A 13,897-nucleotide genomic window follows, 5' to 3' on the forward strand; every position below is an offset into this window, starting at 1 on the left:
TCGACAGCGACGGCCCGTCGCAGTCGAGGCCGGCCTGCCCGCTTGTCCTCAGGCGAGTTCGGAAGCGTACGGAGGTTCCGCGCCGGGGCGGGAGCAGGTGAGGGCCGCGGCGCGGGCCGCGTAGGCGAGGATGTCGCGCCAGGCGTCCGCGTCCAGGGCCGCCAGCGCTGCGGGGGAGAGCGCGTGATGCGCGTCCAGGCGGTGCAGCAGGGCGGCGTTGACCGTGTCGCCGGCGCCGATCGTGTCCACGACGTCGACGCGTTCGCCGGGTACGGACACCTCGTCGGTGGCGGTCGTGACGGTCAGCCCGTCGCCGCCCCGGGTCAGGACGACGGCCGCGGGACCGGCGGCCAGCCACTCCTTCACGGCGCCCGCGACCGCGTCGGCGGCCGCGCCCTCCGGCAGCCCGTCGGCGCCGGCCAGCCAGCGGGCGTCCTCCTCGGAGAGCTTGAGCAGCGCGACGTGCGGCAGCCAGGACCGGAATCGGGCCCGGTAGGCGTCCGGGTCGGCGATCAGTCCGGCGCGGATGTTCGGGTCCAGCGCGGTGAACACGCCGCGGGCTGCCTCGCGCCGCATCAGCGCTTCGTACGCGCTCGCGCCCGGTTCCAGGACGAGCGAGCAGGTGCCGAGGGAGAGGGCGCGTACGCCGTCGGGGAGCGCGGGCGGCAGGGTGAAGAGCCGGTCGGCGGTGCCCTCGACGTAGAAGCCGTAGCCGGCCGAGCCGTCCGGGCTGATGTCGGCGAGGGCGAGCGTGGTGGGCTCGGGGCCCCGCTGGACCAGCGAGGTGTCGACGCCCGCGGCGCCCAGGCCGTCCAGCAGGGAAGCGCCGAACGCGTCGGTCGAGACCCGCGAGCAGAAGGCGGCCGGCGAGCCGAGTCGGCCCAGCGCGACCGCGGTGTTGTACGGGCCGCCGCCCCGCCGCGGGGACAGCGACGGCAGCGCGGCCGCCGCGGTGCCCGCGGGCGACGCGGGGGACGCGGGGGCATGCTCGTCGTCCGCGGCGCTCGCGGGGACGAGGTCGATGAGGGCTTCGCCGGCGACGACGATCACGAGAGGTCCTTTCCGGGGCCGGTCCGCTCGCACCGGTCGTACCGGTCGTACCAGCTGCACTGGTTGTACCGGCTGCACCGGGCGTACCAGCGATGGTGGCCGTACCAGTGGTGCCGGACGTACCGGCGGTGCCGGTCGTACCGGCCGGGCCGAGCAGAGGCTGTACGGGGGTGTACGGGCGTACGTGGGGGCGTCGTGCGGTACTGCCGCACGTCGTCAGGTGGGTGCCGCACATCGGCGGGTGAGCGCCGCACATCGGTGGGTGGGTGCCGCACATCAGCAGGTGGGCGGCGCACGTCGGCGGGTGGGCGGCGCGGGGTGGCCGCCGGAGGGCGGTTCGGACCTGCCGTCGCCCCGCGGGCGTCGGCACCCGGCGGCGCCACCGCGGGCCGGGTGCCGTAAGAGGCAGCCCCGGCGCCCCGCACCCCCCTCACGCCCCGCACCCGCACGACGAGCGGTGGATGAAGGTGCAGGGGAGGCGGATCGTGCGGGGCGCGCGGCCGGGGGACTCCAGGCGGTCGAGGAGGAGCCGGACGGCGGCGGCGCCGATCTCGCGGCTGGGCTGGGAGATCGCGGTGAGGCGCGGGGAGAAGAGGTCCGCCCAGGAGAAGTCGTCGAAGCAGGCGAGGGCGATGTCGTGCGGTACCTGGAGGCCCAGTTCGCCGAGGGCCTTCAGAGCGCCGATGGTCATGGCGTTGTTGGCGGTGATCACGGCGGTGGGCGGTTCGGGCGCGGCGAGGAGGTGCCGGGTGGCGTCCTCGGCGCCCTCGGCCTCGGAGTTGCCGCCCGCGAGCAGCTCGGGTGCGAACGGCAGCCCGCGGGAGCGCAGGCCCTCCCGGTAGCCGGCGACGCGCTCGGTGGTCGTGCTCAGGCCCGGGAGGCCCGCGATCAGGCCGATCCGGGTGTGGCCCAGATCGGCCAGGTGCTCGACCAGCTGCCGTACGGGAGCGGTGCTCTCGGCGCACACCTGGTCGTAACCGTCACCGACCAGGCGGTCCAGGAAGACGGTGGGGACCTCGCGCTTGGTGACGTAGTCGACGAGCGCGGCCGGTTCGGCGGAGGGCGCGACGATCATGCCGTCCACGCGTCGTTCGTGCAGCAGCTGCACGACTTTGCGCTCGTGCGCCGGGTCGTCGTGCGGATCGGCGATCAGCAGGCTGTACCCGGCCTCCAGCGCGCCCGCCTCGACGCCCTGGAGGATCTCGGTGAAGTACGGATTGCTGATCGCGGAGACCGCGAGGCCGATGGAGTGGGTGCGCGAGGTCACCAGGGACCGGGCGAGCGTGTTGTGGGTGTATCCCAGCTCGTCGATCGCATCCAGGACGGACTTGCGGGTGTCGGGCCGTACGGGGCGGGTCTCGTTCAGGACGTGCGAGACCGTCGCCACGGAAACACCCGCGCGACGTGCGACATCCACCATCGTCGCCATACGGTGCCGTCCCTCCCTGACGTGGCCGACGTGTCCGACGGCGTGCGTGATTTTGGAGAAACCGTAACGCATGAGAAGCGTGCCGTAAACGCTTGCGTAAGCGTTTACGTGCGAGCTAGCCTCCCGGCAACCGAAATACGGACGCAACAGGGTTACGGACGCGGACGGAACACGGACGCGGACGGGACACGGGCCGGGAACGGTGTGTCCCGGACCCGGAGCGGGACGCGACGGAGTGGGCGTCCGGCCGGCCGGGTACCGGCGTGCAAGCCCCGCACCCAGCAGCACCAGTACAACCAAGCAGCACCCAGAAGCCGCAGCACAACGAAGTGGAGGCGCGATATGCGCGCTGTCGTGGTCACCGAGCCGGGCCGAGCCGCCCCGGCCGACGTGCCGGACCCCCGGCCCGAACCCGGCGAGGTCGTCGTCCGCGTCTCCTCGTGCGGCCTGTGCGGGACGGACATGCACATCCTCGGCGGCGAGCTGCCGCCGGTGACGTACCCCGTGATCCCCGGCCACGAGCTGACCGGTGAGGTCGTGGCGGTCGGCGAGGGCGTCACCGTGCCGGCCGTCGGCGACCGGGTCGCCGTGGACCCCAACATGCCGTGCGGTGCCTGTCACTACTGCCGGATCGGCCGCGGGAACCTCTGCGAGGACTACCGGGCGGTCGGCGTCACGCAGGCGGGCGGCTTCGCCGAGCAGGTGGCCGTCCCGGCACGCTGCTGCTACGTCATCCCGGCGTCCTTCTCCGAGGCGTCGGCCGGCCTGATCGAGCCGCTCTCCTGCGCCGTGCACGGCCTGAACCGGCTGCCGCGCCGCCCCGGTGAGCACTACCTGATCTACGGCGCGGGCACGATGGGCCTGATGATGGCGGCTCTCGTACGGACCGCGGGCGCCGCCTCCGTCTCGGTGGTGGACCTGAACGAGGAGCGGCTGGAGTTCGCCGAGTCGTTCGGCCTGGACGCGGCCGTGACCAGCGCGGACAAGCTGGCGCTGGGCAAGGGGCCGGGTTTCGAGGTGGTCATCGACGCCACCGGCGCCGTGCCCGCCATCGAGGACGGGCTGGGGCGCGTCCGCAAGGGCGGCACGTTCCTGCAGTTCGGTGTGACGGACCCGTCCCGCAAGGCGTCGTTCTCGCCGTACCTCGTCTACAACAGCGAGATCGACATCATCGGCTCGATGGCCGTGCACAACAGCTTCCAGCCCGCCATCGACGTGCTCGCCTCCGGGCTCGACCTGGACCCGCTGGTCAGCGACGTGATCGAGCTGGAGGACTTCGACACCGCGGTGGCCCGCTTCAGGTCCGGGGCCGGCCGCAAGATCCACATCGCGCCGAACGGGCCGGTGGGCCGGCCGGAGAAGGGGTGACCGCCATGTCCTCGTCCACCGCGACCGCGACGCCGGGCACGCCCGGCGCCTCGCGCCTCAGGAACGCGCTGATCTGGGTCTTCGGAGCCCTCGGCGGCATCCTGTGGGGCTACGACACCGGCGTGATCTCCGGAGCGCTGCTCTACATCAAGCGGGACCTCCCCATGAGCCCGCTGCTGGAGGGCATGGTCGTCTCCGGGCTGCTGGTCGGCGCGATGCTGGGCGCCGGCCTGTCCGGGCGGCTGTCGGACTCCTGGGGCCGGAGGCGGCTGATCCTCGCCGCCTCCGGGGTCTTCATCCTCGGCACGCTCGGCGCCGCGCTCGCCACGCACGTCTGGGCGCTGATCGTCTTCCGGTTCGTGCTGGGCATCGGCGTCGGCATCGCGTCCGTCGTCGTCCCGCTGTACCTGACCGAGCTGGCGCCCAAGCACGTGCGCGGCGGGCTGGCCTCGCTGATGCAGCTGCTGGTCACGGTCGGCATCTTCCTCGCGTACCTGACCGACTACGCCTTCCACGGCTCCGGCGCCTGGCGCTGGATGATCGGACTCGGCGTGGTGCCGGCCGCGGTGCTCGCGATCGGCATCATCACGCAGCCGGAGAGCCCGCGCTGGCTGGTCGGCAGGGGACGCGGCGACGAGGCCCGGCGGGTGCTGTTCCAGCTCCGCGGGGAGGGCGAGGCGGCCAGGGCCGAGCTGGCCGAGATCGAGGAGACCGTACGGACCGAGCGCGAGCAGACCGAGAGCCTGACGTTCCGGCACCTGCTGTCGCCGAAGCTGCGGCCGGTCTTCGTGGTCGGGATGCTGCTGGTGTTCTTCCAGAACTTCGTCGGCATCAACACGATCATCTACTACGCGCCCCGGCTGCTGACCAACGTCGGCTTCGGGGACAGCGGCGCGATCATCGCCACCATGGGCGTCGGCGCGCTGAACATGCTGATGACGCTGCCCGCGATGCGGCTGATCGACCGCAAGGGACGCAAGCCGCTGCTCCTGTGGGGCGCGCTGGGCATGTGCGTGGCGATGGTGGTGCTGGCCGTCACCAACCTCTCGGGGCTGGGTTATGGCGCGCTGCTCTCCACGCTGACGCTGCTCGGGATCGGGCTGTACATCGCGTCGTTCGCCGTCTCCTGGGGGCCGGTGCAGTGGGTGATGCTGCCGGAGCTGTTCCCGATGCGGCTGCGCGCCGCGGCGGTCAGCCTGTGCGTGATCTTCAACTGGCTGTTCAACATGGTGGTCGCGCTGGTCTTCCCCTCGCTCCTGGACGCCTTCGGGGCCGGCGTCAACTTCCTCTTCTTCGCGGTGACGACCTTCCTCGCCTTCGTGTTCGTGCGGAAGCTGCTCCCGGAGACGAAGGGGCGCAGCCTGGAGGCGATCGAGCAGGACCTGCTGCGGGGTACGGCGGACCCGGCCGGGGGCGCGGATTCCGTCCCGGTATCGTCGGGCAGCAGCGCCACCCCTGAGAGCGCGCGCGTCCCCTGAGGGACACGCGCCCCGGGGGCAGGCATCCCGCCCCCGGAACGCAGGAGTCATGACCATGAGCGAGCCCCTCCACCGCCGTACCGTGCTGCGAGGGGCCGCGCTCGCGGGCATCGCGTGCGTCGGCGCCGCCGCGTGCTCGGCGGGCGGTTCGGGGTCGGGTTCGGCCCCGAAGGCGCCCACCCAGGAGAGGGAGCTGGGCGCGGCCTCGGAGGTGCCGGTGGGCGGCGCCAAGCTGTATCCGGACGAGAAGCTGGTCGTCGCGCAGCCGGCCAAGGGGAAGTTCACGTGCTTCAGCTCGGTGTGCACGCACCAGGGCGCGGTGCTGAACAAGCTGGACAAGGAAGTGGCGACCTGCCCGCTGCACGGGAGCCGGTTCGACGTGGCCACCGGAAAGCCGGTGCACGGTCCGGCGACCACGCCGCTGGAAGAGGTCCCGGTCAAGGTCAAGGACGGCAAGCTGATCGCGGGCTGAGCCCGCACCCGCCCCGAAGGACCGCTTCCCGCGGGCCCCGAAGGGCTCAGCCCCAGTCCCATTCGATGCCGAGCAGGCCGGGGCGTACGGACTGGTCGACCAGGTGGACGGCGCGGTGCCGGCCCGTGAGGGTCAGGTCCTGCCGGGCGGTGCGCGGCGCGGTCGTCGACGCCTGGGCGAAGCGGCCGCAGCGCACCGGGAGCGCCGCCTCGTCGAAACGCACCTGAAGCACGTACTGCCCGCCGGGGAACGGGAAGCCGCGCAGGTACTCGGTGCTCTCGCCCGCCGTGCCGTCGCGGAACCCGTAGGAGAAGACGTACGTGTCGCCGGTCCGCAGCCGGGTGTCGAAGAGCAGCTCGGCGACCACGAGCGGCGCCTCGGAGACGTACCGCACCCGGCCCACCCGGCAGTTCTCCGTGGCCCGCACGGTCACCCGGGCCGGGTCGGCGCCCTCGTCGCCGCAGTGGATGGCGACGTACCGGTCGATGCCGTCCCGGTGGGCGCGCACCACGTGCTGCGACTCGCGGTCCAGCAGCTCGCGCCGCGCCCCTATGAGCACCCGCTCCGACTGCCCCACGGTGTGCAGCCCGCCGTCCGTGGGCGCTCCCAGGTCGGCGAGGAGCTTGCGCACCACGTCGGAGTCCTCGGTGAGCGTGCGGTACGAACGGCCCGTGGGGCGCTCCACGTCCGGGTACACCGGGGTCTGCGACTCCAGCAGCCGGGTCAGCGCGCCGGCCGGCAGCTCCAGCACCTCCTCCAGGGCGGTCACCGCGCGCAGCGACTCCGGGCGCTGCGGGCGACGGGCGCCCTGCTGCCAGTAACTGAGGCTGGTGACGCCGACCTTGATGCCGCGCTGCGCGAGCTTGTACTGGACGCGGTGCAGGGCGAGGCCCCGTTCGGCCAGCGCGGCGCGCAGGGCGAGGTGGAACGGGCCGGTGCGCAGCAGCTGTGCCAGCTCTGCCGATGCGGCGGTGTCCTGTGCCATGGCCAACCCTCCGGTGCGCGGGGTGAACGTTCACAACCGGAGTTCACACGTCCCGCTGGCGCTGTCCGTTCCTCGCAGATCGCCGGGCAGGGGACGTTCACTTCCGGGCCCGTCCGTCCACACCCCCGCGTCACCCCGCATTGAAGCGTGTTGACCTGCCCCGGACAACACCCGATGCTCCTCAGCATCATCCGGATGCGTTCCTCTCCCTCTTCCCACCCCCCTCGGGAGGACCGCCATGCACCGCCCGTCCCGCCGCACACGTCCGTCCCGGCCCCGCGCCGGGCGCCGCAGATGGCCCCTGATCGCGGCCGTCGCCGCCGTCCTCACCGGCTTCCCCGCCGCGACGGCGACGGCCGCCCCCGACACCGCGCTCGGCAGCAGGCAGCTGAACATCACGATGCAGGCCCAGCAGAACAGCAACTGGTGCTGGGCCGCCTCCGGCAACACCATCGCCACCTGGTTCGGCCGCAACTACAGCCAGAACCAGTTCTGCAACGCCGCCTTCGGCCGGCAGCAGGGCACCTCCTGCCCCAACAGCCAGGCCACGCTCGGCGATGTGCAGAACGGCCTGGACTGGGCCGGCATCAACCCCGGCAGCTACGTCGGCGGCTATCTGAACTACAGCACCGTCCAGAACGAGATCAACGCCAACCGGCCCGTGGAGACCCGCATCCAGTGGTCCTCCGGAGGCGGCCACATGCACGTCCTCTACGGCTTCGACACCGCGAACAACTGGGTGTACTGGGGCGACCCCTGGCCGAGCAACAACCGCTACAACTGGGGGGATTACCGCTACTACGTCAATGGCAGCGAGTTCTCCTGGACGCACTCCCTCTACCGGATCGGAGCCTGAGCCGATGACGCACCGGAACCTGGGGCGGGGCGCCGTCACCGCCGTACTGGCCGCCGCGCTCGCCGGACTCGCCCCGCAGGCCGCTTCCGCCGCCGACACCCCCGCGCCGCCCAGGGCCCCGGCGGCCGCGAGCGTGGCGGCGGCGCACGAAGCGGCGAGCGCGCCGGACACGCTGAAGACCCTCGCCCGTTTCTTCGCCCGCGACGGCAGGGTGACCCTCAAGGCCGCCCGGCCGCACATCGAGGGCGCCACCGTGCCCGTCTACGTGCTCTCGCCCGACTTCGTGCGCGGCCGGGCCGGCGCCCCGGTGGCGAAGCTGGACTTCCTCGCCAGCAGGGCCGTCTCCGCCGACGGCCAGGAGGCGTCGGTGTGGACCGTGCGGCCGGAGGGCGCGGACGCCTGGCGGGTGGTCAACATCGCGAGCGGCGCGGACGAGACGGCGTACGCCGCGAAGGCCGCCGCCCAGGGCGGGACGCTCTTCCGGGAGCCGCAGATCGACGCCTGGTACGTCCAGCGCGGGGACCGCGTCCTGCCGCTGGACGCGGACGCGAAGCGGGCGGTCGGCGCGGCCGGGACCACGGTCGCCGCGTATCAGAAGCGGGTGCACGCGGCGTACGGCGACAAGCTGCCCGGCTCGGCGTACGACCGGCGCGGCGAAGCCGGCGGGTACGGCGGGGACACCGGCTCCGGCGCGGCCCCGGACGGGCGCCCGGCCGCCGCGGACCGCCCGGCCGCGGGCACCGCTGCGCAGCCCGTCGCGGCGGCGGCCACGGACGGCAGCGGTCCGCTCGTCGCGGTGCTGACCGCGCTGGGCACCCTGGTCGTGCTCGCCATCGGCGGGGCGCTCGTCTCCCGGAGCCTGCGCCGCTGAACACCACCTGGCGCCGCTGACCGCGCCCCCGCGCTGCTGGCCGCGTACCTCCGCGCGGCTCACCACGACCCCGCGTCGCTGACCGCGTTCCGTGGCCGGTCCGTACGCCCTCCGTGAGCGGCGCCGACGCGCCACGTGAGCCGCGCCACCGCGCCATCCCCCACACCGGCCCCGGCCCCCGGCGACGCATCCCGCCGCGGGCCGGGGCCCGCCACGCGTGCCGGCCGGTGTCCTCGCCCGTGCCCGGGTTGTCAGTGGTCACCAGTAGGGTGGCGGACATGGCAGACCCCAGCAGCTATCGACCCAAGCCGGGACAGATCCCCGACTCGCCGGGGGTCTACAAGTTCCGGGACGAGCACCGGCGGGTGATCTACGTCGGCAAGGCCAAGAGCCTGCGCCAGCGCCTGTCGAACTACTTCCAGGACCTGGCCAACCTCCACCCGCGCACGCGCACGATGGTCACCACCGCCGCGTCCGTGGAGTGGACCGTCGTCTCCACCGAGGTCGAGGCGCTCCAGCTGGAGTACAGCTGGATCAAGGAGTTCGACCCGCGGTTCAACGTCAAGTACCGCGACGACAAGAGCTATCCGTACCTCGCCGTCACCCTCAACGAGGAGTTCCCGCGGGTCCAGGTCATGCGCGGCGCCAAGAAGAAGGGCGTGCGCTACTTCGGTCCGTACGCGCACGCCTGGGCCATCCGCGAGACCGTCGACCTGATGCTGCGGGTCTTCCCCGTCCGCACCTGCTCCGCCGGGGTCTTCAAGCGCTCCCGCCAGATCGGCCGCCCCTGCCTGCTGGGCTACATCGGCAAGTGCGCGGCGCCCTGCGTGGGCCGCGTCTCGCCCGAGGAGCACCGCGAACTGGCCGAGGAGTTCTGCGACTTCATGGCCGGCCGCACGGGCGCCTACATCCGCCGCCTGGAGCGGCTGATGGCCGAGGCCGCCGAGGAGATGGAGTACGAGAAGGCCGCCCGGCTGCGCGACGACATAGAGGCGCTCAAGCGGGCCATGGAGAAGAACGCCGTGGTGCTCGCCGACGCCACGGACGCCGACCTCATCGCGCTCGCCGAGGACGAGCTGGAGGCCGCCGTCCAGATCTTCCACGTGCGCGGCGGCCGGGTGCGCGGCCAGCGCGGCTGGGTCACCGACAAGGTCGAGAACGTCGACACCGCGGCCCTGGTCGAGCACGCCCTCCAGCAGCTCTACGGCGAGGAGCGCGGCGACGCCGTGCCCAAGGAGGTCCTGGTCCCGGCGCTGCCCGACCCCGTCGAGCCGGTCCAGCAGTGGCTGGCCGAGCGGCGCGGGTCGAACGTCTCGCTGCGCATCCCGCAGCGGGGCGACAAGAAGGACCTGATGGCCACGGTCCAGCGCAACGCCCAGCAGGCGCTCGCGCTGCACAAGACCAAGCGCGCCTCGGACCTGACCACCCGCTCCCGGGCGCTGGAGGAGATCGCCGAGGCGCTGGAGCTGGACTCGGTGCCGCTGCGCATCGAGTGCTTCGACATCTCCCACCTCCAGGGCGACGACGTGGTGGCGTCCATGGTCGTCTTCGAGGACGGGCTGGCCCGCAAGAGCGAGTACAGACGCTTCCAGATCAAGAGCTTCGCGGGTCAGGACGACGTCCGGTCCATGCACGAGGTGATCTCCCGCCGCTTCAAGCGGTACCTCGCGGAGAAGCAGCGGACCGGCGAGTGGGAGGAGGAGGCCGGCCGGGACGAGGGCGGACCGGTCTCCGGACCCGTGCCGGCCCCCGCGGGCCTCTCCGGGCCCGTGCCGGCCCCGGGCGAGTCCGACGGCCCCGTGCCGGGCCCGAAGGACGAGGAGGGCCGCCCCAAGCGGTTCGCGTATCCGCCGCAGCTGGTGGTCGTGGACGGCGGCCGGCCGCAGGTCGCCGCCGCCCAGCGGGCCCTGGACGAGCTCGGCATCGACGACGTCGCGGTCTGCGGGCTGGCCAAGCGTCTGGAGGAGGTCTGGCTGCCCGGCGAGGAGGACCCGGTCGTCCTGCCGCGTACGAGCGAGGGGCTGTACATCCTCCAGCGGGTCCGCGACGAGGCGCACCGCTTCGCCATCACCTACCAGCGCAGCAAGCGCGGCAAGCGGCTCACGGCGGGCCCCCTGGACACCGTGCCCGGCCTCGGCGAGAGTCGCCGCCAGGCCCTTCTGAAGCACTTCGGGTCCCTGAAGAAACTCAGGGCCGCGACGATCGAGGAGATCTGCGAGGTGCCCGGCGTCGGCCGCAAGACCGCCGAGACCGTCGCCGCGACCCTGGCCCAGGCCGCTCCGGCCGCCCCGGCGGTCAACACCGCCACCGGAGAGATCATTGAAGATGAGGGGGCACCGCAGGCCGCGTTGCCTTCAGAACAGGGACAGGAACGATGAGCGACAGCAGCCCCGAGCAGCAGACCGAGAGAGAAGGCGCCCAGGCGGGTGCGGCGCCGATCCGCGACGACCAGGACCGCAGCCCCGCGATCCCCGAGCTGGTGATCATCTCCGGGATGTCGGGCGCCGGGCGGTCCACGGCGGCGAAGTGCCTGGAGGACCTCGGCTGGTTCGTCGTCGACAACATCCCGCCGGAGCTCATCCCGCCGATGGTCGACCTCGGCGCCCGCTCCCAGGGCAACGTCGCCCGCATCGCGGTCGTCGTCGACGTCCGCGGCCGCCGCTTCTTCGACAACCTCAAGGAGTCCCTGGCCGCGCTGGACGCCGCGCACGTCAAGCGCCGGATCGTCTTCCTGGAGTCCTCCGACGAGGCCCTGGTCCGCCGCTTCGAGTCGGTCCGCCGCCCGCACCCGCTGCAGGGCGACGGCCGCATCGTCGACGGCATCGCCGCCGAGCGCGACCTGCTGCGCGAGCTGCGCGGCGACGCCGACCTGGTGATCGACACCTCCAGCCTGAACGTCCACGAGCTGCGCGCCAAGATGGACGCCCAGTTCGCCGGCGAGGAGGTCCCCGAGCTGCGGGCCACGGTGATGTCCTTCGGCTTCAAGTACGGCCTGCCGGTCGACGCCGACCTCGTGGTGGACTGCCGCTTCATCCCGAACCCGCACTGGGTCCCGGAGCTGCGCCCGTACACCGGGCTGAACGAAGAGGTGTCCAACTACGTCTTCAGCCAGCCCGGCGCCAAGGAATTCCTGGACGGCTACGCCGAGCTGCTGCGCATCGTCGCCGAGGGGTACCGCCGTGAGGGCAAGCGGTACGTGACCATCGCGGTCGGCTGCACGGGCGGCAAGCACCGCAGCGTCGCCATGTCCGAGAAGCTCGCCCGCCGCCTGGTCTCCGAAGGAGTCGAGACGGTCGTCGTCCACCGGGACATGGGGCGCGAGTGACCAGCCGCACGCCCCGCATGCGCCGCGTACGCCGGCTGGTACGGGGCAGCACGCAGAAGGGCGCCACGCCGAAGGTCGTCGCCCTCGGCGGCGGCATGGGCCTGTCGGCCTCGCTCGCCGCGCTGCGCCGCATCACGCGCGACCTGACCGCCGTGGTCACCGTCGCCGACGACGGCGGCTCCAGCGGCCGGCTCCGCGACGAGCTGGGCGTCCTGCCGCCCGGCGACCTGCGCAAGGCCCTCGCGGCGCTGTGCGGCGACGACGACTGGGGCCAGACCTGGGCCCGGGTCATCCAGCACCGCTTCATCAGCGGCGGCGAGCTGCACGACCACGCGGTGGGCAATCTGCTGATCGTCGCCCTGTGGGAACAGCTGGGCGACCACGTCCAGGCGCTCGACCTGGTCGGCAAGCTGCTGGGCGCGCACGGCCGGGTACTCCCGATGTCCGCCGTGCCGCTGGAGCTGCAGGCCCTGGTCAGGGGCCACGTCCCGGACCGCCCGGACGACATCTCCACCGTCCGCGGCCAGGCCACGGTGGCGCTCACCCGCGGCGAGGTGCAGTCCGTGCACGTCGTCCCGGAGGACCCGCCGGCCGTTCCCGAGGCCGTCGAGGCGGTCCGGGACGCCGACTGGGTGGTGCTCGGCCCCGGCTCCTGGTTCTCCTCCGTGATCCCGCACCTCCTGGTGCCGCAGCTGCGCGAGGCGCTGGAGGAGACCAAGGCCCGTAAGGTGCTCTCGTTGAACCTCGCCCCCCAGCCGGGGGAGACGGAAGGGTTTTCCCCGCAGCGTCATTTGGAGGTTTTGGCCCGACACGCCCCTAAACTCGCCTTCGACGTGGTGCTGGCCGACCAGGACGCCGTGCCCGACCGGGAGCGTCTGACCGGAGCGGCCAAGGAGCTGTTCGGCAGCGAGGTCGAGCTGGCGGCCGTGGCCGCTCAAGGGGACGCCTCCCGGGCGACCCCCGGGGGCGGCTCCGCTCGGCACGACCCCGAGCTGCTGGCCGCCGCGTACGACCGTATTTTTCGGATGCATGGAAGGATCGGCCCATGGCGATGACGGCAGCGGTGAAGGACGAAATCAGCCGGCTCCCCGTCACCCGGACCTGCTGCCGGAAGTCCGAGGTCTCGTCGATCCTTCGGTTCGCGGGCGGGTTGCACCTGGTCAGCGGACGGATCGTGATCGAGGCGGAGCTGGACACGGGCATCGCGGCCCGGCGGCTCCGCAAGGACATCCTGGAGATCTTCGGACACTCCTCGGACCTCGTGGTGATGGCACCCGGCGGGCTGCGGCGCGGCAGCCGGTACGTGGTCCGGGTGGTGGCCGGCGGCGACCAGCTCGCCCGCCAGACCGGACTGGTGGACGGCCGCGGCCGTCCCATCCGCGGCCTGCCCCCGCAGGTGGTCTCGGGGGCCACCTGCGACGCGGAGGCCGCCTGGCGCGGCGCTTTCCTGGCGCACGGCTCGCTCACCGAGCCCGGCCGCTCCTCCTCCCTGGAGGTGACCTGCCCGGGCCCCGAGGCGGCGCTCGCGCTGGTCGGCGCGGCGCGCCGGCTGGGCATCGCGGCCAAGGCCCGCGAGGTGCGCGGCGTGGACCGGGTGGTGGTCCGTGACGGTGACGCGATCGGCGCGCTGTTGACCAGGCTCGGCGCGCACGAGTCGGTGCTGGCGTGGGAGGAGCGCAGAATGCGCCGCGAGGTGCGGGCCACGGCCAACCGCCTCGCCAACTTCGACGACGCCAACCTCCGCCGCTCGGCGCGGGCCGCGGTCGCCGCCGGCGCCCGTGTGCAGCGCGCGCTGGAGATCCTCGGCGACGAGGTGCCGGAGCACCTCGCGGCCGCCGGACGGCTGCGCATGGAGCACAAGCAGGCCTCCCTGGAGGAGCTGGGCGCGCTCGCCGACCCGCCGCTGACCAAGGACGCGGTCGCGGGCCGCATCCGCCGGCTGCTCGCGATGGCCGACAAGCGCGCGCAGGACCTCGGCATCCCCGGTACCGAGTCCAACCTCGCCGACGACCTCGCGGAGGGCATGGTCGGCTGAACCGGATCTTTACTTGCCAGTAACGCCC

The 13,897-nt window shown here is 73.0% G+C and carries 12 protein-coding genes; 9 read left to right on the top strand and 3 right to left on the bottom strand.

Annotation, left to right across the window (positions count from 1 at the left end):
- Positions 1-48 precede the first annotated feature (48 nt).
- Both C3486_RS17445 and C3486_RS17450 read right to left on the bottom strand, forming a co-directional pair.
- On the bottom strand, positions 49-1,050 hold the full coding sequence (locus tag C3486_RS17445) for a carbohydrate kinase (RefSeq protein ID WP_103833635.1): 1,002 nt from the start codon (positions 1,048-1,050) through the stop codon (positions 49-51).
- 430 nt (positions 1,051-1,480) lie between these two features.
- Positions 1,481-2,479 carry a LacI family DNA-binding transcriptional regulator gene (locus tag C3486_RS17450; RefSeq protein WP_103833636.1) on the bottom strand — a complete coding sequence of 333 codons (999 nt, stop codon included), beginning with the start codon at positions 2,477-2,479 and terminating at the stop codon, positions 1,481-1,483.
- A gap of 342 nt (positions 2,480-2,821) precedes the next feature.
- On the opposite strand from C3486_RS17450, the gene C3486_RS17455 reads away from it, so the two are divergent.
- The 3 genes from C3486_RS17455 to C3486_RS17465 are packed head-to-tail and all read left to right on the top strand — an operon-like array spanning position 2,822 to position 5,797.
- A complete protein-coding gene (locus C3486_RS17455) occupies positions 2,822-3,847 on the top strand; it encodes a zinc-dependent alcohol dehydrogenase family protein (RefSeq protein WP_103833637.1) in 1,026 nt (341 codons plus the stop codon).
- Between the two features lie 5 nt (positions 3,848-3,852).
- Complete coding sequence (locus C3486_RS17460; RefSeq protein ID WP_103833686.1) at positions 3,853-5,325, top strand: sugar porter family MFS transporter; 1,473 nt, start codon at positions 3,853-3,855, stop codon at positions 5,323-5,325.
- Positions 5,326-5,380: 55 nt separating this feature from the next.
- Positions 5,381-5,797 carry a Rieske (2Fe-2S) protein gene (locus C3486_RS17465; RefSeq protein ID WP_103833687.1) on the top strand — a complete coding sequence of 139 codons (417 nt, stop codon included), beginning with the start codon at positions 5,381-5,383 and terminating at the stop codon, positions 5,795-5,797.
- A 46-nt stretch (positions 5,798-5,843) separates the two neighbouring features.
- On the opposite strand, the gene C3486_RS17470 is transcribed toward C3486_RS17465, so the two are convergent.
- Entirely contained in the window at positions 5,844-6,782 is a 939-nt protein-coding gene (locus C3486_RS17470) for a hypothetical protein (RefSeq protein ID WP_103833638.1), read from the bottom strand.
- Positions 6,783-7,020: 238 nt separating this feature from the next.
- Between C3486_RS17470 and C3486_RS17475 the strand changes: the two genes are divergently transcribed.
- From C3486_RS17475 to whiA, 6 genes are all read left to right on the top strand, one after another.
- On the top strand, positions 7,021-7,638 hold the full coding sequence (locus tag C3486_RS17475; RefSeq protein WP_103833639.1) for a papain-like cysteine protease family protein: 618 nt from the start codon (positions 7,021-7,023) through the stop codon (positions 7,636-7,638).
- A gap of 4 nt (positions 7,639-7,642) precedes the next feature.
- Complete coding sequence (locus tag C3486_RS17480; RefSeq protein ID WP_103833640.1) at positions 7,643-8,509, top strand: hypothetical protein; 867 nt, start codon at positions 7,643-7,645, stop codon at positions 8,507-8,509.
- A 278-nt stretch (positions 8,510-8,787) separates the two neighbouring features.
- Positions 8,788-10,887: an excinuclease ABC subunit UvrC gene (gene uvrC, locus C3486_RS17485; RefSeq protein ID WP_103833641.1), complete on the top strand. Its 2,100-nt coding sequence runs from the start codon at positions 8,788-8,790 to the stop codon at positions 10,885-10,887.
- A complete protein-coding gene (gene rapZ / locus C3486_RS17490) occupies positions 10,884-11,834 on the top strand; it encodes an RNase adapter RapZ (protein ID WP_374936888.1) in 951 nt (316 codons plus the stop codon). The genes uvrC and rapZ overlap by 4 nt, the downstream gene beginning before the upstream one ends.
- A complete protein-coding gene (yvcK, locus tag C3486_RS17495) occupies positions 11,831-12,889 on the top strand; it encodes a uridine diphosphate-N-acetylglucosamine-binding protein YvcK (protein WP_181138584.1) in 1,059 nt (352 codons plus the stop codon). The genes rapZ and yvcK overlap by 4 nt, the downstream gene beginning before the upstream one ends.
- Positions 12,880-13,869 carry a DNA-binding protein WhiA gene (gene whiA / locus C3486_RS17500; RefSeq protein WP_103833642.1) on the top strand — a complete coding sequence of 330 codons (990 nt, stop codon included), beginning with the start codon at positions 12,880-12,882 and terminating at the stop codon, positions 13,867-13,869. Before yvcK ends, whiA begins: the two co-directional genes overlap by 10 nt.
- Positions 13,870-13,897: the final 28 nt, after the last annotated feature.

The organism is Streptomyces sp. Ru73 (genome assembly GCF_002920575.1).
Classification (GTDB): Bacteria; Actinomycetota; Actinomycetes; order Streptomycetales; family Streptomycetaceae; genus Streptomyces.

Coding starts and splice junctions, on each gene's coding strand:
- C3486_RS17480 (WP_103833640.1), top strand. CDS start 7,643: ATGACGCACCGGAACCTGGGGCGGGGCGCCGTCACCGCCGTACTGGCC.
- C3486_RS17460 (WP_103833686.1), top strand. CDS start 3,853: ATGTCCTCGTCCACCGCGACCGCGACGCCGGGCACGCCCGGCGCCTCG.
- uvrC (WP_103833641.1), top strand. CDS start 8,788: ATGGCAGACCCCAGCAGCTATCGACCCAAGCCGGGACAGATCCCCGAC.
- C3486_RS17475 (WP_103833639.1), top strand. CDS start 7,021: ATGCACCGCCCGTCCCGCCGCACACGTCCGTCCCGGCCCCGCGCCGGG.
- rapZ (WP_374936888.1), top strand. CDS start 10,884: ATGAGCGACAGCAGCCCCGAGCAGCAGACCGAGAGAGAAGGCGCCCAG.
- C3486_RS17470 (WP_103833638.1), bottom strand. CDS start 6,782: ATGGCACAGGACACCGCCGCATCGGCAGAGCTGGCACAGCTGCTGCGC.
- whiA (WP_103833642.1), top strand. CDS start 12,880: ATGGCGATGACGGCAGCGGTGAAGGACGAAATCAGCCGGCTCCCCGTC.
- C3486_RS17465 (WP_103833687.1), top strand. CDS start 5,381: ATGAGCGAGCCCCTCCACCGCCGTACCGTGCTGCGAGGGGCCGCGCTC.
- C3486_RS17450 (WP_103833636.1), bottom strand. CDS start 2,479: ATGGCGACGATGGTGGATGTCGCACGTCGCGCGGGTGTTTCCGTGGCG.
- C3486_RS17455 (WP_103833637.1), top strand. CDS start 2,822: ATGCGCGCTGTCGTGGTCACCGAGCCGGGCCGAGCCGCCCCGGCCGAC.